The 20388-nt window shown below is 30.5% G+C and carries 20 protein-coding genes; 6 read left to right on the top strand and 14 right to left on the bottom strand.

Features of this window, described 5'->3' with window-relative positions:
- Positions 1–203: 203 nt before the first annotated feature.
- Entirely contained in the window at positions 204–935 is a 732-nt protein-coding gene (locus RR430_RS03780; RefSeq protein ID WP_332487737.1) for a TraX family protein, read from the top strand.
- 19 nt (positions 936–954) lie between these two features.
- Here the strand turns inward: RR430_RS03780 and RR430_RS03785 are convergent, their stop codons facing one another.
- Genes RR430_RS03785 through RR430_RS03810 form a run of 6 tightly spaced genes read right to left on the bottom strand, consistent with a single transcriptional unit; the run spans position 955 to position 6101 of the window.
- Complete coding sequence (locus RR430_RS03785; protein WP_332508671.1) at positions 955–2412, bottom strand: M81 family metallopeptidase; 1458 nt, start codon at positions 2410–2412, stop codon at positions 955–957.
- Entirely contained in the window at positions 2409–3131 is a 723-nt protein-coding gene (locus tag RR430_RS03790) for a YhfC family glutamic-type intramembrane protease (RefSeq protein WP_332508673.1), read from the bottom strand. Before RR430_RS03790 ends, RR430_RS03785 begins: the two co-directional genes overlap by 4 nt.
- A 49-nt stretch (positions 3132–3180) precedes the next feature.
- Complete coding sequence (locus tag RR430_RS03795; protein WP_332508675.1) at positions 3181–4119, bottom strand: DUF1177 domain-containing protein; 939 nt, start codon at positions 4117–4119, stop codon at positions 3181–3183.
- A gap of 8 nt (positions 4120–4127) precedes the next feature.
- A complete protein-coding gene (locus RR430_RS03800; protein WP_332487731.1) occupies positions 4128–4439 on the bottom strand; it encodes a PTS sugar transporter subunit IIB in 312 nt (103 codons plus the stop codon).
- A gap of 16 nt (positions 4440–4455) precedes the next feature.
- Entirely contained in the window at positions 4456–5775 is a 1320-nt protein-coding gene (locus tag RR430_RS03805; RefSeq protein WP_332487730.1) for a PTS sugar transporter subunit IIC, read from the bottom strand.
- A gap of 29 nt (positions 5776–5804) precedes the next feature.
- Positions 5805–6101 (bottom strand): PTS lactose/cellobiose transporter subunit IIA, encoded by a 297-nt coding sequence (locus tag RR430_RS03810; RefSeq protein WP_332487729.1) that lies wholly within the window; start codon positions 6099–6101, stop codon positions 5805–5807.
- Positions 6102–6246: 145 nt separating this feature from the next.
- On the opposite strand from RR430_RS03810, the gene RR430_RS03815 reads away from it, so the two are divergent.
- Positions 6247–8094 carry a BglG family transcription antiterminator gene (locus RR430_RS03815; RefSeq protein ID WP_332508677.1) on the top strand — a complete coding sequence of 616 codons (1848 nt, stop codon included), beginning with the start codon at positions 6247–6249 and terminating at the stop codon, positions 8092–8094.
- Between the two features lie 25 nt (positions 8095–8119).
- Positions 8120–8998: a YitT family protein gene (locus RR430_RS03820; RefSeq protein ID WP_332487726.1), complete on the top strand. Its 879-nt coding sequence runs from the start codon at positions 8120–8122 to the stop codon at positions 8996–8998.
- Positions 8999–9093: 95 nt separating this feature from the next.
- On the opposite strand, the gene RR430_RS03825 is transcribed toward RR430_RS03820, so the two are convergent.
- From RR430_RS03825 to dtd, 4 genes are all read right to left on the bottom strand, one after another.
- Entirely contained in the window at positions 9094–10245 is a 1152-nt protein-coding gene (locus tag RR430_RS03825) for a Fic family protein (RefSeq protein WP_332487725.1), read from the bottom strand.
- Positions 10246–10375: 130 nt separating this feature from the next.
- On the bottom strand, positions 10376–10579 hold the full coding sequence (locus RR430_RS03830) for a DUF951 domain-containing protein (RefSeq protein ID WP_332487724.1): 204 nt from the start codon (positions 10577–10579) through the stop codon (positions 10376–10378).
- A 2-nt stretch (positions 10580–10581) separates the two neighbouring features.
- Positions 10582–11676, bottom strand: coding sequence for a bifunctional methylenetetrahydrofolate dehydrogenase/methenyltetrahydrofolate cyclohydrolase FolD (gene folD / locus RR430_RS03835; protein ID WP_332508679.1), 1095 nt, complete (start codon positions 11674–11676; stop codon positions 10582–10584).
- The gene (gene dtd, locus RR430_RS03840) at positions 11673–12119 is read right to left on the bottom strand and encodes a D-aminoacyl-tRNA deacylase (RefSeq protein ID WP_332508681.1); all 447 of its coding nucleotides are present in this window, start codon (positions 12117–12119) and stop codon (positions 11673–11675) included. The genes folD and dtd overlap by 4 nt, the downstream gene beginning before the upstream one ends.
- Positions 12120–12241: 122 nt before the next feature.
- Between dtd and RR430_RS03845 the strand changes: the two genes are divergently transcribed.
- From RR430_RS03845 to RR430_RS03855, 3 genes are all read left to right on the top strand, one after another.
- Positions 12242–15469, top strand: coding sequence for a DEAD/DEAH box helicase (locus RR430_RS03845; RefSeq protein WP_332487721.1), 3228 nt, complete (start codon positions 12242–12244; stop codon positions 15467–15469).
- 11 nt (positions 15470–15480) lie between these two features.
- Positions 15481–16740, top strand: coding sequence for a replication-associated recombination protein A (locus RR430_RS03850; protein WP_332487720.1), 1260 nt, complete (start codon positions 15481–15483; stop codon positions 16738–16740).
- Positions 16741–16866: 126 nt separating this feature from the next.
- Positions 16867–17934: an immunoglobulin-like domain-containing protein gene (locus RR430_RS03855; RefSeq protein WP_332487719.1), complete on the top strand. Its 1068-nt coding sequence runs from the start codon at positions 16867–16869 to the stop codon at positions 17932–17934.
- Between the two features lie 52 nt (positions 17935–17986).
- On the opposite strand, the gene RR430_RS03860 is transcribed toward RR430_RS03855, so the two are convergent.
- The 4 genes from RR430_RS03860 to RR430_RS03875 all read right to left on the bottom strand — a co-directional run bounded on the left by RR430_RS03860 (position 17987) and on the right by RR430_RS03875 (position 20376).
- Positions 17987–18415: a flavodoxin family protein gene (locus RR430_RS03860; RefSeq protein WP_332487718.1), complete on the bottom strand. Its 429-nt coding sequence runs from the start codon at positions 18413–18415 to the stop codon at positions 17987–17989.
- Positions 18416–18419: 4 nt separating this feature from the next.
- Positions 18420–18761: a phage holin family protein gene (locus RR430_RS03865; RefSeq protein WP_332487717.1), complete on the bottom strand. Its 342-nt coding sequence runs from the start codon at positions 18759–18761 to the stop codon at positions 18420–18422.
- Positions 18762–18895: 134 nt separating this feature from the next.
- Positions 18896–19231, bottom strand: coding sequence for a type II secretion system protein (locus tag RR430_RS03870; protein WP_332487715.1), 336 nt, complete (start codon positions 19229–19231; stop codon positions 18896–18898).
- A gap of 86 nt (positions 19232–19317) precedes the next feature.
- Positions 19318–20376, bottom strand: coding sequence for a type IV pilus twitching motility protein PilT (locus RR430_RS03875; protein ID WP_332487713.1), 1059 nt, complete (start codon positions 20374–20376; stop codon positions 19318–19320).
- Positions 20377–20388 lie beyond the last annotated feature (12 nt).

Here is a 20388-nt window from a genome sequence, read left to right on the forward strand (position 1 = left end):
GGTAATCCAACGATTCCTGCTGTTAATGACATATTATCTACTTCCTTTCGAACACTTAATAGTTTACCTTTTTTTAAGCCTTAAAACAATCTTTACTAAGAGAAACTTCTATCATTTCCATGATATTGGTATAACTTTGGGGTGACATTTACCCTAATATTCAATATAATGTTAATCATATTCATATTACTAAGGGGAACTCTATGAAATTCAATTCTTTTCAAATTAAGCTTTTTATGATGTTTTTAATGGTATTTGATCATTTATCTATAATACCTGGACTATTATCTATAGAAGCTGTATCTGTATTACATTTTATTACTAGACCTGTTGCGACATGGTTTGCATTTACACTAGTAGAAGGATTTATGCATACTCATAATCGTTGGAACTATTGTAAAAGACTATTTTTATTCGCAACTATTATGATGATAGGTAATGGAATTATCATGGTAACTATTAACCCTGACCTATTCCCTACATTTCCAAATATAATCTTTGCATTAGCATTATGTTCATTAATGTTAAACTTATTTTTTGATAAACAAACTATCGATAAGATTCCACCTATACTACGTATTGGTTTAGGTACACTTGTAACTATCACATGCGCACTATTTGCTGAAGGTAGTTTCATTATACCTTTACTTGTTCTTATCTTTTATCATCAATACAATAAACCAAAAGCTAGAAACGCTTGGTTGTGGGGATTAACTTTATTTTTAGCAATACCAGCTCTAATTATGACCATTACCATGAATGGCTCTATATTTACATTTTTATATAATGAAGGCTGGTACATATTAGTTATTCCTTTTATCAATATGTATAATGGTAAACCTGGTAAAAAATCCAAATTTACTCAGTATTTATTCTATGTATTCTATCCATTACATATTTGGGTAATTTATATTATTGCCGCTCTTGTTAAATAAAAAGCAGAAGTTTTGCCTTCTACTTAATATACTCTAATTCATTCATATCATCTATTGGCCACATTGGTCGATAGATTTTTTTAAATGGTATTTTTTCAGATCTTTGAATTGTAGGACCATCAGTTAATGCCATTATATGATATTTTGTTTCTGGTATTAAATATGTATCTAAATATCCCATTTTCACCACTACTATATCATAATCATGAAATTCTAAATCTGCTGCATGGAATTGTTCCATAGTTCCATATTGTACATTGTGGTTAATTACTATTACATCTATGTTTGTGTCATCAATACTTACAGTAATAGTTGTTCCTATTTTAGGACCATTTTTACCATGTTGTTGATAACCTAATGCAACTATTGTTCCACTAATTCTAATTGGTTTCGACAAGTCATCTTCATTAACACCTAAATCAAAAGTAACTTTATCACCTTTACTAAATTTTGATAAATAATCATGTGCTTTATTATCATTAATTCCAGCAACAAGAACTTTCTTGTAGGTATTTTGCTTTAACAATTCATTTAATACAAGGGTATTTTGACCACTACCACCAGCTCCACAATTATCTCCAGAATCTGTAATAACTACCGTTTTATCATCAAAAGCAATTGCTTTTTCTACTGCCTTATCAAGTTCATCATAATTTCCAGAAAATTTAAATTCATGACGATGATTCCAAGCATACTCACTTATTTCTTTTGCGACATTCTTACAGTATTCTTCATGTTTTTGATGACTTGGTACAACCACAACACATGCGCCTAAAGTATCATCATCATGACGAATATAGCCTACATGATATGAACAAGACATCACTCTGTCATCTTTCTCTGCTTTATCTAACATTTTGTTAATTGTTGCGATTGGTTCTTTTGCAGATACACTTCTTTCTCCTCCAACCATAATAGGAAGCTTACAAATTATTGGTTTGATATGTCGTTTATTTTCCAATAATTCAATGAACAATTGAGCTACTTTTCTTTCGGTGTCTACCGCATCACTATGTGGTGATTCACGATAGCATCTAACAATATTTAACTGACTTCCTAATTCCTCAGTTAAGTTTCCATGTGGATCCATAACCATTGCTATTGGCATATATTTACCAACTATATCTCTGATTTTCTTAATTAGATAATGTTCCGCAGAAACCCTATCTATCCCTAAGACACCACTTGCACCATGAAACTGTAGATAAATTCCATCTATCTCATTTACATGAGTTCTTATACTTGTAAGTAACTTATCTTCTATAAACTCAAAAGCGCTTTTTTCAATCATTCCATTGGGATTTATTTCTGCATAAATTGCTGGAATTATTTCAATATTTTTAGCTTCAAAAATATCTCTAATACTCATTGCATCAATACATTCATCACCATAAAGGATATTAAATTCTTCTAAACTTACTGTGTGAGAAATATGTTCGTTACACTCAGCAGTCATATGTGCTATTAATACTTTCATATCATTTCTCCATCTATTTTTATTCTTTTTAGATTTCGTATTGCATAAACATTTAGAATACAAACTAAAATAAATGATAATAAATAACTAAATACTGGTATTAGTAAATAATTAATATAGAAACAAATAATGTATATCCAAACTTTCGTATTAATATTTTTTATATTATAGCTAATATATATGCTTAAAATAACTAATGATATTACAATTACTGATACCCATAAATAGTACATTACTCCTATACTATTAAAATTATTAATAACATTTTGGATGTACTCAACTGAGTAAACATCTCCAAAATAGCTATAAATATCACCAAAATTAATTGTTATCGCTAATAAGAAGTAGTTTATAATTGTAGGCAAAAATGTAAATACAATCTCTGCTATGCATTCACCAAATCCAAGTGATAATACATTGGATACATACTCACTCTTTTGTGATAAATACTTTTTATACAAGAATATTTTAAACGCAATTGAAAATACACCTAAATATAATATATCAATAATAATTTTCAGTATTAAACTACTATCTTTAATAATAAGATAAATTATAGGATATAACAGTATTCTAATGACAATATAGTACACTACACCCATCAAAAGATATTTAAAATGTAGTCTACTTTTTTTCCTGTATTTTAAGATTACAAATATAGGAACAAATATACATACTAGCAAACAAAAATTAATACTTAATAGATTTATTAAATTCATACACAACTCCAAAAGAAGTAAAACATATATTATGTTTACTTCTTTATTTCTATTTATTTAAATTTGGATCATATTGGAAATGATTCATTTTCCCATATAAGGAAATTATTTGTTCAAATTCTTTCTCATCATAAAATGACATTTTATTTGAAGTGTATCCTTTTGCTACTTCAATAACAAATCTTGATGCTTCTGTAATATCAATTTCATGACTTGCACCTGTTCCACAACCTGGAACAGCTGTTTCTGTTGTAATCGCAACTCCGACTACCGGAGCATTTGTTGCCGTAGCGGGTTGTAAAATACTATTTATATGAAATAAGTCATTTGAATATGGCGTAATATCTTGTTGTGATATTGGAAATGTTTTTGCGTGTGTACCAGAAGATACTTCCATACAATTTAATAAATCTTGTGATACTCGTAGGATATATCCTTCTTTTACAGTTGGCGAAATTGCATAGCCTCTATGATTGATAATGTTGTTACCTTTTGTTGTATCAATAGATAATATTGCATCAGCTTCCTTAACAACTTCATATTCATTCATTTGATCCATATCAACTGGTGAACCCATAAAATCTACAGGTTCATGTGGTTGTGATGGTGCATCTGGACAAATATGTGTAGTAACAATTACATCACCTTCTAATCTATCATCATAAATACTCATTAATGATAGCTTCAACGCAACAGCTATAGCTGCAACTGCCCCGTCTGCATCCGAAACCATACCAATATTAGAAGGTCTAGCACCAATACCACCTAAACGTCCAATAACACCTAGTGTTGGTGCATCACCTTTACTTAATTTGCCATTTTTACCTTGGATTATGATTTTAACAAAATCGGTTGTTCCTTCATCACCTTGTACAGTCTCGGTAATTGCAGTAACCAAAGGATAATCTTTAAACAAATCTATTACTTGGTTGCCATCAATTGTCCCTCTATCGATTAAGTCTATTACTTCTAATACTTGTTTTAGCATTTATATCACTAATCCTCTAGCATTATCATAAATTTATGAAAAACGCTAGCTCCATCCATTTTACCAAAATCTACAGAATCAATTACCATATGTTTTGCAATTCCATTAATTTCTTTTGCAATTGCTTTTTCTGCATATCTAACTTGAGGTGCAAGCAATACTAAATCATATTTTGATGCTTCCTTTTTAATCTCATCAATTCCAACTGCTTGGATATTTAGATCTACATCATTTTTAATTGCTTCATCTTGGATTTTTTTCTTCATAATCCCTGTGCTCATACCATTTTGACAAGCTAGTAATACATTTACTTTTTTCATAGTTTATATCTCCCTACTATTCTTCAATTAATTTTGTTTCTTCTTGAATCTTTTCTTTTTCAAATAATTTGTAGAATGGATAATATAGAATAATATCTACAATTATAACAACAATCAATAAAATAATTGATCTAAAATCTAAATTCGCTAACATATGACTTATTCCAATTGGAGTTTGTGCACTTAATGACATTACAATTTTATTAACAAAATCAAAGCTCATTGCAAAATAAACAATAATGATGTTAACCACATGTGTTAATAAGAATGGAATTAAGAATATTGGATTAAGCACGATTGGTAATCCAAACAATACTGGTTCATTAATACCAAAGAAAGCCGGAATAATTGATAATCTACCAATTGTTTTAATTTGTTCTGATTTACTCTTTAACATCAATAGAACCAATCCAAATGTGGCTCCACCACCACCAATTGCAACATATGTATAATAGAATGTACTGTTTACAATTGTAGGTAAATCACTTAATGCTACACCTGCTGCATAAGCATTCATATTTGCTAACATATTTGCTTCTAATGAAGGAGTAACTACTGATAAAATAGCACTACTATGAATACCAAACCACCAACCAATTTGTGATAATGTTGATGCAATAGACATTCCTAAAATGGTATCTACTGCCATGTTTAATTGAGATCCTAATGACATAATTAATGCTGGGAATGATGTACCAATGATATCCCCAAATACAGCACGAGCAACTAACATAATCATGAAAATTACTGTCATTGGAACTAATGTACTAATTGAACTTGATAAAACTTCTGGTACGCTATCTGGAAATTTAATATATCCAAATTTCTTATTAGCCATATATGTATACAAGTCAATCGCAATAAATGAAACAATTATTGATGAGAATAGTCCAGTTCCACCAAAATACATTGTAGACCAGTTCCAATCAATTAATTCACTATTTACAATCATAAATGATACAAATACTACTGTCATAGAATTTAACATATGTAAATCTCTACGTTTTGCAGTTGTAAATGCAATTGCTATAGCGATCCAGAATCCTTGTGCACCTAATGTTACATTAAACAAATAACCTAGATGTTCTCCAAAACCAGCACTAAAATCTGCCCATGCTTTAAAGAATCCGTAAAATGCATTTGTTGTTTCTAATGTGTTGTAGTCTAAAAATGGGAAAGCTATAATTAACGCAAATGAACCTATCATGATAATTGGTAAAATACTCATGAATGATGCTGCTAAAATTTGTAAATGCTTATTTCCTGCTATTTTACCCGCTATTGGGCTCATAAACTTTTCAGTAAATCCTGCTATGTTATTTAATAAATTTTTCATAATATTAAGTGATTACTCACTATCCCCCTTTACTCTTCTTGAAGTCTAACGATTCTTTGCCAGTTGATTGCACTAGTCAAGTGATCTTGCGCATGTGTCATAATCAAACTATATGGTATTTCTTCTTCATTAACCTCGCTTTGAATCAATACTGTTTGCACTTTATGTGCTTTGTTTAAATGGTCACTACCACATTGAAAGTGTTCTCTTGCCTCTTCTATATTATTTTTTTTGTAACAATTAATCGCTTCATAGAATTGATCAATTGCATCCCCTGAGTAAGAAATAATTTCAAATGCCATTTCAATTACTTTGCTTTTTTCCATTTAGCACCCTCCTTTAATATTAGAATATATTGTTTATACTATTTTTTCACACCATTAATTTCCACATTGGGTGGCAAATTTTTACTATCATTTACTTTTTAAAATTATTATAATTTCTATAGAACAGTTGAGAGGGGGTCTAATAATGTTTGACTTCACCGATAGAGAGCGACAAATAATTTTCTTTATTTTTTCGAAACACTGTGTAACTGCTAATTCTATAGCATCTTTATTTAATGTTTCTGAAAAGACCATTAGAAATGAAATTAAAACAATCAACTCAATATGCCAATGCAATCTAATAATATCTAATAAAAACGGTTATCTTGTCGATAAACAATACGACAGTTTAATAGAAGAGATACCGTTATTTAATACTGAAAAAAATGATTATAATAACATTGTTTTTCTCTTGTTAAGTAATGAATGTATTAATTTATTTGACCTTTCTGAATCTTTATCATTATCGGATACAACCCTTGAAAAAAGACTAGTTACATTTCGTAAATCTTTAAAAAAATATGATTTAACATTAACTAGATCTAATAATAACCTTTCACTGAATGGTACTAGTTTTAACAAAAGAAAAATATACATTGATACAATACTTGAAAAAGTAGGATCAAATTTTTATAATATCAATAATTTTGAACCTGATTTCCCTAATGTAAATATTGAAGATACCGTTAATACTTTATCTGAAATATTAAAATCAAACAATGCTTCTATTAATGAATTTTATTTAAATAACTTTTTACTGAATTTATTAACTATCTTAAATTTTGATTTTGATAATGATATTGTTATTGATTCTCCATATGATCAAAAAATTCATGATATCGCAATAGAATTAGATAAAATACTAAATCACTCAACTACAAATAAGACACTTCCTATTTATTGTTGTCTTGCTGGTGTCATTGAATCTACTAAAAAGCATATGTCTAAATTTGAAAGTGAAATTGAAGAAATAACTAGAAAAACACTTTTAAAATATTCTTTAGATATTGATGTATCTTCATTTTTAAATATTTTTTCAAAGCACATTTCAGATATGATAACTCGCTGTAAACATAATAATTTAGTCCAAATAGATGGCGGTATGTCAATTAAGGAATCTTGTTTTTACATTTATGATGTTGCCGTTAACTTAGCTAACGAAATAACTAAAAAATATAATATAACAATTAATGAAAATGAAATTTCATTAATTTCAATGCATATTGGTTTTGCAATTGAAAACTATTTAGATAAAACTATTCAAAATGATACCTTAAATATCGCAATTAATACTAGTCAATATCTTTCTAGTGAAAACTTTATTTCTAAAATTAAAGAAATTATTCCAGCTGATACTAAAATCAATATATTCCCTCAGCTTGAAACTGTAAATAGTATAAATAATAGTGATTTATTTATTACAACAAGTAACTTAAATTTGCCTATATCTATTCCTAAATGTATTGTTACTCCTATATTAACCAACGATGATAGAGTAAAAATCAAAGCACTAATTGAAACTGTACTTAACAAAAAGAAAATGCAGCACTCAAAAAACTTATTTAATATGTTTTTTAATGAGAGATTATTTTTTGTTAATACTGAATTAAACAATAGAGATGATGTTCTTAACTTTTTATTTAGTAAATTAAGAAAAGAGAAAATTATCGACCAAAAATTCTCTTCTTCTGTGTTAGTAAGAGAAGCTATGACTCCTACGTGTATCAATAACAAATATTCAATTCCGCATGCCATGGATTTTATTGCCAAAAAGACAATAATAAGTGTTTTCATTAATCCTAATGGTATTGTTTGGGATGATCAAGTAGTAAAAATCGTTTTTCTAAGCGCCATAAATAAGAGTAATATTGTTAACTTAAGAATTATTTATGATTTCGTTATTGATATGGTAAGTGATGATACTATATTTGCCAAATTAACACAATCAAGTGACATAGATAAATTTTACAGCATTCTTTTTTCGGAATATTAAATATAAAGGAGCTTCAGTACATTAAATGAGTTTACAACAATTAAATAAAATTAAGTATATTAGAGATATCATTACATTTTTGGCTGTTATTCTTTCTGGAATCATGCAAGCCGCAATTATACAGGTATTTATGAGACCATTAAATTTGTTATCTTCTGGTTTTACAGGTGTTGCAATCTTAATAGAAAGAATTACAAGCACTTATTTTGGTTTCTCTTTTTCTATTTCACTTGGAATGTTAGCTTTAAATATTCCTGTTGCTATTCTGTGTTCAAAAAGCATCAGTAAAAGATTTACTTTTTTTTCTTTACTACAAGTATTTGTATCATCTTTCTGCTTAAGAATATTTGACTTACCACCCCTTTTTAACGATGTTTTATTAAACATCATCTTTGGTGGCTTATTATATGGAATCATGACAACAATTTCACTTAAAGCTAATGCATCTACTGGTGGAACTGATTTTATTGCTTTATTTGTTTCAAATAAAATAGGTAAATCAATTTTCAATTATGTATTCTTATTTAATGCATGTATCTTATTAATCTTCGGAATGATGTTTGGGTGGGAAAATGCCGGATATTCTATTTTATTTCAATTCATATCAACTAAGACAATTGAAACATTTTATAACCGTTATTCAAGAGTTACTTTACAAATCACAACGGCCAAACCAGATGATGTTATTAAAAGTCTAATTTCAACACATCGTCATGGAATATCTAGGATTGATGGCATTGGTGGATATAGTGGAAAACCTGTAAGTTTATTACATACCGTTATATCAGGATATGAGGAACAAGAAATAATATCATTAATCAAATCTGTTGATAATCACGTCATTGTAAATACATTCAAAACCGAAAACTTTTATGGGGGATTTTATCTCAAACCGATCGAGTAAGTAACGCTACTTGTTTAGTTTTATTTTTTTAGTACAGTTAAAAAAAAGAAGAAACAAATTACATTTCTTCTCTTGTTGCTAATGAGTTTTTAATTTTACACTATCTTTTCTGTATCTTTTTTTAATATTGTTACATATTCATCAAATATAAAAATACGATTTCTGCTTATATTTCTTACTTTATTTAGTATTCCCAGTCTACAAAATTCATTCACTATATTTGAAACTGTATTGTATGTTAATCCTAATGCTTTAGATGTCTTTTGTATTTCAATAATTGGGTTGGTTTCTAGATATTTGAATACTTCTAGCGCATTTTTTGATAACCTTCCCATACTTTGTATTTGTAATTCTATTTTCTTATGTAAGCAATCCAGTTTATCAATTGTATCAATGGCATCCTTAGCAGATTCGTAAACTGCTTCTAAAAAGAAGTGTATCCATTGTTCATATTTACCTTTTTCACGTACTTCCATCATCCTATCATAATATTCAGTACGATTCTTTTTTAAGAAATACGAAATATAAAGAACTGGTTGTGTTAATATTCTACAATCCATTAACATAAGAATAATAAGTAATCTTCCTACTCTGCCATTACCATCCAAAAAAGGATGAATCGTTTCAAATTGATAATGTATCAAAGCAACACGTATAAGCACATCAATTCCACTTTCTTCATGAATATAGTTTTCTAAGTTTCCCATTGCTAATGTCATATCACTTGGATTAGGTGGAATATATTTTGCAGTATTTAATGTACTACCTAGAGATCCTATCCAGTTTTGAGAATGTCTAAATTCCCCCGGGTTTCTTTCTTGACCTCTTGAATTTTTCATCAATTCCATATGCACTTCTTTAATCAATCGATTACATAACGGTAATTCATTTAATCGTTTTACTCCATATTCACATGCTTGAATATAGCTAATAACTTCTTTTACATCACTGTTTGTATTTTCTAACACCATTGGATCTAGTATATCTTCTAATGTAGTTTGCGTACCTTCAATTTGCGATGAAAGTAAAGCTTCTTTTCTCACATACATTGCGATAAATAAATTTACATTAGGTATTCTTGATGTTAACACCTCTAACTTAGCTATTTCAGTTCTTGCATTTACTAAACTCTGTATTAATTTTTCATCAAATTTTATACCCTCTTCTAGCGGCAAAAAACTTGGCATAAATGATTTATATGCAATATCATTTGTTAAATTAGATTTTATTACTCCTTGTCTTGCCATTTTATTCAACTCCTGTTAGTAATATTATACCACGTTATTTCATTTTTGTTGATTATAATGAAATAAGTAAGGGTTTTAAGTGGCGTTATTTCATTTTCACTATCTTTTCCAAAGAAAAAGAAGAAACGACTTACATTTCTTCTCTTGGTGCTCTTTCTATTACTTTCTTTAGTTTTCTTTCGAATTCAGTTCTGTCAAACATGACAGATGCCCCACAACCTTGACACTTAATCTTTATATCAGCACCCATGCGTATAATCTTCCATAGTTTAGATTTATGACAAGGGTGTTCTTTTTTCATTTCAACAATGTCATTTAATCCATAATCTTCCATGTTTAACCCTCTCTTCTTTTACAAGCCTCAATTGTATTCTTAAGTAACATAGTAATTGTCATTGGACCAACGCCCTTAGGTACAGGAGTAATCGCTGTTACATGCTCAACTACATCATCAAAATCTACATCACCTACAAGTTTACCTTCTTCATTTCGATTAACACCTACATCAATTACATAGGCACCCTCTTTAACAAAGTCCTTTGTTACAAATTTTGCTTTACCAATCGCTACTACCAAGATATCAGCCTCTTTACATACTGCTTGAATATTTTCTGTTTTTGAATGACATATTGTTACTGTTGCGTTTTCATTCATTAGTAATCTTGCAACTGGGTTTCCAACTAAGTTACTACGTCCAATTACAACAGCTCGTTTACCTTTAAGTTCTACATTCATGCGCTTAAGTAACTCAATAATGCCTTGTGGTGTACATGGTACAAATCCATCTTCTCCTAAATGTAGTTTACCTACATTAATTGGATGTAATCCATCTACATCCTTTTCAGGATTAATTGCCCATACTACTTCTTTCTCATTTAAGTGAGATGGTAATGGTAACTGAACTAATATTCCATCAATTTCATTATCCTTATTACAATCATCGATAACTTTCAATAGCTCCGCTTGAGTTGTATTCTCATCTAAATGAATCATCTTAGATCCTAGTCCTACTTCTTTACACGCTTTCTCTTTACCTGTCACATAAGATACGCTTGCAGGATTGTTGCCAACCAATATAACACACAACGTTGGAATCTTTTTACCCTCATCCATACGTTTTGCAATTTCCATTGTCATTTCATTCTTTAATTCTTTTGCGACTTCACTTCCATATATAACAGTTGCCATTTTCTTCTCCTCCTTGACTTCTTCTTTATCTTTATTCATTACTACCACAAAAGCTGTAATCCCCGCAATCGCAATACCTAACGCAAGAGTAACTATAATACCCACAAATACTACGACAAATGAAGTTGAACTATTTAAATAGTCTTTTATTTGGAAATAAGTGTAAGCCGTAAATCCCAACACTACAATCGCAACTAATGCAAACCAAAATAGTGCTGTGTAAATTATCTTCTTTCTCGTCATAGAATTTCCTTAGAATCTAAAACTATAGTGATTGGTCCATCATTTACTAAATCTATTAACATTTCAGCACCAAATATGCCCGGTTTTACTTCCACTCTCTTAGCTAATACATCGTTAAACTTCTCATATAATGGCTTTGATACCTCAGGTCTTGCTGCCGCAATAAAGGAAGGACGTCTACCTTTTTTACAATCAGCATATAAAGTAAATTGAGATATAGACAAAATAGATCCTCCAACCTCTTCAATACCTAGATTCATCTTGCCATCAGGGTCATCAAATATTCTAAGGTCTACTACCTTATTTGCCATTTTATCTACTATCTCTTCATTATCACCATCAGTTATTCCAACCAATAGCATGAATCCTTTTTCAATTTTATTAAATACTTCATTATCAATAGTAACTGAAGCATGTCTTACTCTTTGTATTACAACTTTCATAGCAAAAATCTCCTTATTTCTATTCTACTATGAAACTTATTTTAAATGAAGAACACTTTCACATTTAATTAATCCACTTATCTTTTTATCTATGATAAAATTATACAAATGGGGGTGTTTACATGTATTTAGCAAATTATAAAACTTTTCAATCAATTATGACTAGTTCTAAGAACTCAAAACTAGCACGTAGAATGTATGACTACGATGATAACCTAGAAGGAACTATTGAAGAATTTGGAGGCTGTTACATTGCCGATTGTAGATTTGACTACTATGGAAGAACCTATGAAACCAGTGTTTCTGTTTCGTCATCTGACATAGAAAAAGTTATAAGCTATAATTGCGATTGTCAATGGTGTTTTCCTGATGAACCTTGTGCCCATGTGGGTGCACTGCTACTAACAATGGCCGATACAACATCAGAGGAACTTCCATTTGAAATAGGTCATGAAATACCTAGAAAACTAAAACAACGCATTGAACAAAAAGCATTGGAAAATATGCATTATGAGAAAATGAAACAATCAAATCTATCTACTGATTTAATTTGTTACTTAAGAAACAATATTCCGCAATTAGACTTGCCACAAGAGGATAACATACATCTTACACCTATCCTAACAGTTGAAAAAAACTATTATGGCGAAATTGATAACTTAGTATTAGAATTTAAGATTGGTAATCAAAAACAATATATTGTAAGAAATATATCAATGTTTTTATCACAAGTAAATAATAGTGAACAAGTGGAATATGGGAAACATTACATTGTTACATTAAATATAGATAACTTTGATGAAGATAGTAAATTACTTATTAATTTCTTAAGAAAGCATATAAACTTTAGCGATGAAGGAATACGACCGGATTCAATTAAACGCACCTTTAGACTAGAACCATATCATTTACCTGATTTATTTGATTTGATAAATAATTTAAATGATAAACACGGACTAGTAGCAAATGAAGAATTCTTAAAGTTTGATATTATATTTGAGCCACTTAATGATGGGTATACCTTTACATTAAATCCTCAAAATCTAACATTCTCTAATAATAGTGTATATACATTCTCGCCATCTGCTGTAATTACAAAAATTCTATTTAATAATCCTCCAGCAGTCGCTAAAATATATCAATTAGTTCAAAATGGTAATTACTTTGTGCTTGGATCGCATATACAAGCATTTTATGATTTATGTTTAGAGGATTTAGTGGATGATTGCAACTTAATTAATTTCCCTCATTCACTTGTTAAAAAGAATGATGTTATTAAAACAGAATTATATGGTGATTTAAACCAATTAAATGAATTAGAAATATCAATTCATATGATTAAAAGTGATTTATCAAAAGAATATGCATTTACTACTAATTCCGATATATTAGATAAAAACACTTTAATAGTAGAAAACTTTGTTAAAGTAAACTCACATTTTATCAATTATGAAGAACATAAAGCTATTCTTGATTTAAGTGATAAGAATACCTATGATTTCATTCAATTTGGATTAGATAAGTGCAAAGACTATTGTGATGTATATATATCTGATGCCCTTAAATCAATTGGTACAATGAAACATTATTCCATTACTATGGGAGTTAGAGTAGAAGCTGGATTACTAGAATTGGAATTAGCATCTAACGATATTCCTGTTAATGAACTTGCAGATGTATTAAAAAATTATAAGAAACGAAGAAAATTCCATCGTTTAAGAAACGGAGAATTATTATATCTTGAATCTAACGACTTGAAAGAGTTAGAAAATATCCTTGAAGATAACCATATATCCGCTAATGAATTAGTTGATGGTAAAATACAATTACCTTTGTATCGCAGTTTTCAAGCAAATGAGGTATTAGAGTCTACTAAGAGTATTCAAATAAATCGTAGTGAATCTTTTAAGCAATGTCTTGAAAATTTCAAATCCAAGAACCATGATTTTAAGTTAAATTCTAACTATCAATCTATTTTAAGAGATTACCAAGTAGAAGGCGTTTATTGGATGAGTTTACTACATTCATATGGCTTTGGTGGTATCTTAGCGGATGACATGGGACTAGGTAAAACACTACAAGTATTAGCCTTATTAGAATCTATTAATACTACTAAACCTTCTCTTGTAGTATGCCCTGCATCATTAATTTTAAACTGGGCAGATGAAGTAAGTAAGTTTTCTAAAGATATGACTTATTTACCAATACTTGGAGACCAAGAATCAAGAATTAATTTAATTAAAACAATTTATGATTATAAATTGATTATTACGAGTTATGATTATGTTAGAAGAGATATTGAGTTACTCAAAGAAATTGAATTTGAATACGTAATATTAGATGAAGCACAATATATTAAAAACCAATCAACTGTAAATGCTAAATCAGTTAAAGCATTAAAAACAAAAAATCGTTTAGCACTTACTGGTACACCAATAGAAAATTCATTAGCTGAACTATGGAGTATATTTGATTTCTTATTACCAAACTACTTATTTAACTACCATTACTTTAGAAAAGAATTTGAAGTACCTATTGTAAAAAACCAAGATATTGATATACAAAACAAGTTAAAGCGTATGGTAGAACCATTTATTTTAAGACGTGTTAAAAATCAAGTATTAAAAGAATTACCTGAAAAGTTTGAGCAAACAATTAGTGTTGATTTTAGTGAGGAAGAAGAGAAATTATATTTAGCACATGCAATTCTTGTATCTAAAAACATCTCAGATCAACTTAAAACCAATACATTTGATCGTATTCAAGTATTATCAATGATTACCAAGTTAAGACAATTATGTGCTGATCCTCGTATTTTATTTGATAATATTATGGAACCATCTAGTAAAATGAATGCTTGTTTAGATATCATTAGAACATTCAAAGAAAACAAGAAGAAGATTCTATTATTTTCATCATTTACATCTACTCTTTTCTTACTAGCACATGAATTAAAAAGAGAAAGAATTAAATATCATATATTAACTGGTGAAACAGATAAAGTAACAAGAAGACAGCTTGTACAAAACTTCCAAGAAGATGATTCTACTGTATTTCTAATATCATTAAAAGCTGGAGGTACTGGATTAAACCTTACTGCAGCTGAAGGTGTTATTCATTTTGACCCTTGGTGGAATATATCAGCGCAAAATCAAGCAACTGATCGATCACATCGAATTGGTCAAACAAATGTTGTCCAAGTATATAAACTAATTGTTAAAAATACCATCGAAGAAAAAATTGTTAAGCTACAAGAAACTAAGAAAAATCTTGCGGATAGTTTCGTGGAAGACAATGAAGGATCCATTTCCAAATTATCACCAGAACAACTACTAGACTTGTTTAGATAGGAGATTCCCTTATGAAAGAACCATTAGCATTTCGATTACGTCCTCAAACATTAGATGATGTTATTGGACAAGAGCACTTAATTGGACAAGATAAAATACTACGTCGCTTAGTAGAAGAAAAACGACTCTTTTCACTAATTTTCTTTGGACCTCCAGGCACGGGTAAAACCACATTAGCAAAGTGCTTGGCAAATGAATTACAAGTTCCATTTCGTTTATTTAACGCTGTTACTGGTAATAAAAAAGAATTAGATGGTATCTTCTTAGAAGCTAAGTTAGCTCCAGGATTAGTGGTAATTGTTGATGAGGTTCATCGTCTTAATAAAGATAAACAAGATTTATTATTACCTCATATTGAAGATGGTTCTATTATCTTATTAGGAGCTACTACATCAAATCCATTCTTTGCAATTAATCCTGCAATTCGTAGTCGTTGTCAACTATTGGAAGTTAAACAACTTACTAACGATGATATTTCCAAGGCAATACAACGTGCCCTTACACATCCACAAGGATTACAAGGATATACGATTGATGAAGACGCTACTAATTTAATAGCTCGTCATTCAAATGGTGATGTGCGCTATGCATTAAATATATTAGAAATTTGTGCACTCGCATCCAATGGGTCAATTACAAAAGATACTGTTTCACAATACTCACAATTTCCTAATTCAAACATGGATGCTGGAGATGATGGTCATTACGATGCAGTTAGTGCATTTCAAAAATCAATTAGAGGTAGTGATGTAGATGCTGCATTATATTATCTTGCTAGATTAATTCAAGCAGGTGATATGGATTCTATTGAAAGACGTTTACTAGTAATTGCATATGAAGATGTTGGTCTAGGAAACCCTGCTGCTGTCGCAAGAGTTGTATCTGCAATTGATGCGGCAAAACGTGTTGGATTTCCAGAAGCAAGTATTCCTCTTGGTGTTGCTATTGTTGATTTATGTCTTTCACCAAAAAGTAAATCTGGTGCAAATGCGATATCAAATGCAATGCACGAAGTCCAACATCAAGCACTTCCTGTACCTGAATATTTAAGACTTACTCCAGTCAGTTTAAAAGAAGAAGATAAATACGATTATGATAGTCCTGAAATCTGGCCACACATTCAATATTTACCTGATTCTATAAAAAATAAACACTTTTATGAGCCAAATACGAACAGTAGTTATGAAGCTCAATTAGCTAAAAATCTTCAAGAATTGCGGAAAATCACAAAATTTAACAAAATTTCTAAAATACCGCGAAAAACACGATAAATAAAGGATATTTTGCAATTTAACCTATTAAAAAAAGACATTATTTTTAAAAAAATGTGTCTTTTTTTTTGACAAATCGCAAAAAGTTGCATAAAATTCCTAAGTGACTGAAAAAATGGAGGATTTATGAAAGCTAAGAAGTTAGTACTCACAGCTGCATGTTTATTTGTAGTTCTGTGTGGAAGTCTTTCTGAAAACATTCAGGAAGTCCAGGCTGAAGTAACACAGCCTACTGCCCTACCTCAAGAGACTGTTATTCCTACACCTGTTGTAGAAGAACCAGTTCAACAACCAAGTAGAGTTGTAGACGTTGAAGTTAATTCACCCGACGCATTCGATCAGATTAAAGCATCGCTAATTCAAAGTACCGTATTTGAAGAAGCAGGTGTTGACCCTACTCTTATCGACATTACAAAATGTGAAATGAATATTGGGCCAATTGATACCACAAAAGCTGGTACTCAAGATATCAATGTAATGATCAATGTAAAACCTATTAATGAGGCAACTATACTTGTTAAATCAACAATAAGTACAAAAGTCTTATTAAGAGTAATCGACAATACTGCTCCTGTACTTAAATTGACTAAGGATTCTATCCGTGTTCAACTTGGGTCAGAATTTAATCCGTGGGATTATGTAGAGTATGTATACGACAACTCAAATGAAGATATATATCAAACTCTTCAAATTACTAATCCAGTAGATTCAAATGTTGAAGCAGAATATGAAATAATTTATACTGCAACAGACAGCTCAGGAAATACTACTGAATTAAAAGTACCTGTTAAAGTTCAAAAACAAATTGTTGTTCAAGGTGGAGTTGCATCTGGTGACGAAATTGAATACATGCTACAACTAATTAATGATGTACGTGAACAAAATGGATTAAATCCATATACCCTTGCTGATGAAGCTGGACAAACTGCTATCGCAATCCGTGCAGCAGAATCAGTAAACAATATTACTCACCGTAGACCAGATGGTTCTCATTACAAAACTGCTTTATCTGATCAAGGAGTTGTATGGGATCACTCACCACTAGAAATTCTTACTAGTTCTGGTTCAACAGTAGAAGCAAAACTTAACTGGTGGTTAAACTCTGCAGGACATCGTTCTATTCTACTAAAATCTGATTACGAAACTATCGCAATCGGGTATAGCGGTAACATGTGGGCGGCAATTGCATACTAAAAGACACAATCGTGTCTTTTTTTATTTACCCACAAAAAAAGGTGAAAATGCACTAATTTCCACCCAATTCTTTAAGAACCTTTGCTGTGTACGCTCTAACACGCTCTAAATCACTCGTATTTGGCCTTTTTCTCTTCAAGAACAAGAAGGAGCCAGTTGAAACAAAACGCCTAGAATGCACCTCTATGCCCTTTGCACGTAAATTGTTAATTAATAGCTCAGTTTGATCTTTTGCCGTAAAACTAGACGAAAATATAACCGCATGTTTAATTCTATTTACCGGTAATTCATCTATGTACTTAAATAATTCTGGAGCCGGTTTACCACCATAAATTCCAGTCCCAATAAACAAGCAATCAACATCACCAAGCACATGAGGCTCAACAATATTATTTGCCCTTACCCCACATACTTCCGCAACTGCTTTCGCAAATTTTTCTGTATGACCAGTCTTAGTATAATACACTACTTCTATATTCATATGCTTACCTACCTAACAATGAGTTTAAGAAACTATTCGCAATACTCAACACAATTGAAGCTAGAACTGTTGTACCAAATGAATCTATTGCTGCACCACTCACAAATGAGAACGCTAACTGTAAAACCACTCCATTAATAATCAGTGAAAATAATCCAAATGTTAATAACGTAACTGGAAATGTAAATATTGTAAGCACTGGTTTAATTGTGACATTTAGTAATGATAATATTATAGCCAACATCATTAACGCTTCCCCAGAGCTTATCTCAACTCCAGAAAACAAATAATTAATTATCCACAATGATATTGTATTAACAGCAAGAGTTAAAATTATTCTTTTCATAAGTCTCTCCTTTATGTAAATAATCTTATCATAACTGTTTACTAAAATAAAGATTACCACTCCAATGTTCACCCAACGTTCACTTTAGGAAAGCATATAAAAACGATGGACAATGTCCATCGTCGTTATATTATTTATTTCTTGGTTATTTCACCATTTGCAACAGTGTATGTCCAAGTACTAGTATCGTCTGTCCATGAAACTGTGTCTATTTTGTCACCAGTACCTTTTTTTTCACACTTTGGATCAACAGTTACTTCTAAACCAGTCAATTTTGAATCTTTAGCCGCTTGTTGAGCAACAAAAGCAGAATAACATCCCTTAACATTTGCATGTCCTACTGCGTCTTTAGAAGCTGTGATGTATCCACTGATTTGTGGTACAAGTAATAATCCTAATACTGCTAAGATAGCAATAACTACGATTAGTTCAATTAGTGTGAACCCCTTTTTATTAATTTTTTTATTCATTCTATAAATCTCCTTTTCTTCACCCCTATTATAAGACTTTACTACGAATTATTCAACAACCATTTGCCCATGTGGTTATATAACGGTTATATGATGGAATTAACCAGTCTACGTAATAACTGAGAATCTGAGCAATGTTCCATCGCTACTTCCATTGATATTTTGTTTTCTCTTACTAATCTTGCTAGTGACATTTCGATTGTTTGCATACCATCTCCTGGATGAGTTTGCATAACACTTGGAATATGATATGTCTTTCCTTCACGTATCATATTACCAACAGCTTCATTAGTAACAACAATTTCTAACGCTGCACAACGTGATCTATTATCAATTTTTGGTAATAGATGTTGAGCAACTACTGCCTTTAAACACACCGATAATTGAAGTCGTATTTGGTTTTGTTGATTTGGTGGGAATACATCTATAATACGGTCAATAGTTTGTGCGACACTAGTTGTATGTAGTGTAGATAATACTAAGTGTCCCGTTTCTGCTGCCGTTAGTGCAAGTGATATAGTTTCAAAGTCGCGCATTTCTCCTACTAGTATTACATCAGGGTCTTCACGCAATGCTGAGCGTAATGCATGTGCAAAACTATATGAATCTGTACCAATCTCACGTTGATTGATCATTGATGACTTATGACTATGTACATATTCAACCGGTTCTTCAAGTGTAAGAATATGACATCGTCTATTTCTATTTATTACATCAATCATTGCTGCTAGTGTTGTTGACTTACCAGAACCCGTAGGCCCTGTTACAAGGATTAATCCTCTTTGTAGCATCGCAAGCTTACCAAGTATTTCTGGTAATTCCAACGATTCCAAAGTTGGAATAGAACTATTAAGTAAACGTAGCGCAATTGCAAAACTACCTTTTTGACGATAAATGTTTACACGGTTTCTATATCCTTCACGTGATACATAAGTAAAGTCTAAATCATCACCAGTCATTAATTTATTAAATTGTGCATCACTAATCATAGACTTAACCAAAACAAGAACTTCATTTTCTGATAACGGTACATCATTGACTGGTTTCAAATTACCAGTAACACGTAACATTGCTGGCAACCCTACTGTGATATGAAGATCTGATGCATTATTTTGTCTTGCAAACTGTAAATATTCTTCTATCATATATGTTCGCTC

It is taken from the genome of Anaerorhabdus sp., from assembly GCF_036641015.1.
GTDB lineage: Bacteria > Bacillota_I > Bacilli_A > Erysipelotrichales > Erysipelotrichaceae > Anaerorhabdus.

Bases quoted from the DNA above. Each gene is read 5' to 3' on its own strand.
- RR430_RS03780 (WP_332487737.1), top strand. From the start codon at position 204: ATGAAATTCAATTCTTTTCAAATTAAGCTTTTTATGATGTTTTTAATG.
- RR430_RS03785 (WP_332508671.1), bottom strand. From the start codon at position 2,412: ATGAAAGTATTAATAGCACATATGACTGCTGAGTGTAACGAACATATT.
- RR430_RS03790 (WP_332508673.1), bottom strand. From the start codon at position 3,131: ATGAATTTAATAAATCTATTAAGTATTAATTTTTGTTTGCTAGTATGT.
- RR430_RS03795 (WP_332508675.1), bottom strand. From the start codon at position 4,119: ATGCTAAAACAAGTATTAGAAGTAATAGACTTAATCGATAGAGGGACA.
- RR430_RS03800 (WP_332487731.1), bottom strand. From the start codon at position 4,439: ATGAAAAAAGTAAATGTATTACTAGCTTGTCAAAATGGTATGAGCACA.
- RR430_RS03805 (WP_332487730.1), bottom strand. From the start codon at position 5,775: ATGAAAAATTTATTAAATAACATAGCAGGATTTACTGAAAAGTTTATG.
- RR430_RS03810 (WP_332487729.1), bottom strand. From the start codon at position 6,101: ATGGAAAAAAGCAAAGTAATTGAAATGGCATTTGAAATTATTTCTTAC.
- RR430_RS03815 (WP_332508677.1), top strand. From the start codon at position 6,247: ATGTTTGACTTCACCGATAGAGAGCGACAAATAATTTTCTTTATTTTT.
- RR430_RS03820 (WP_332487726.1), top strand. From the start codon at position 8,120: ATGAGTTTACAACAATTAAATAAAATTAAGTATATTAGAGATATCATT.
- RR430_RS03825 (WP_332487725.1), bottom strand. From the start codon at position 10,245: ATGGCAAGACAAGGAGTAATAAAATCTAATTTAACAAATGATATTGCA.
- RR430_RS03830 (WP_332487724.1), bottom strand. From the start codon at position 10,579: ATGGAAGATTATGGATTAAATGACATTGTTGAAATGAAAAAAGAACAC.
- folD (WP_332508679.1), bottom strand. From the start codon at position 11,676: ATGACGAGAAAGAAGATAATTTACACAGCACTATTTTGGTTTGCATTA.
- dtd (WP_332508681.1), bottom strand. From the start codon at position 12,119: ATGAAAGTTGTAATACAAAGAGTAAGACATGCTTCAGTTACTATTGAT.
- RR430_RS03845 (WP_332487721.1), top strand. From the start codon at position 12,242: ATGTATTTAGCAAATTATAAAACTTTTCAATCAATTATGACTAGTTCT.
- RR430_RS03850 (WP_332487720.1), top strand. From the start codon at position 15,481: ATGAAAGAACCATTAGCATTTCGATTACGTCCTCAAACATTAGATGAT.
- RR430_RS03855 (WP_332487719.1), top strand. From the start codon at position 16,867: ATGAAAGCTAAGAAGTTAGTACTCACAGCTGCATGTTTATTTGTAGTT.
- RR430_RS03860 (WP_332487718.1), bottom strand. From the start codon at position 18,415: ATGAATATAGAAGTAGTGTATTATACTAAGACTGGTCATACAGAAAAA.
- RR430_RS03865 (WP_332487717.1), bottom strand. From the start codon at position 18,761: ATGAAAAGAATAATTTTAACTCTTGCTGTTAATACAATATCATTGTGG.
- RR430_RS03870 (WP_332487715.1), bottom strand. From the start codon at position 19,231: ATGAATAAAAAAATTAATAAAAAGGGGTTCACACTAATTGAACTAATC.
- RR430_RS03875 (WP_332487713.1), bottom strand. From the start codon at position 20,376: ATGATAGAAGAATATTTACAGTTTGCAAGACAAAATAATGCATCAGAT.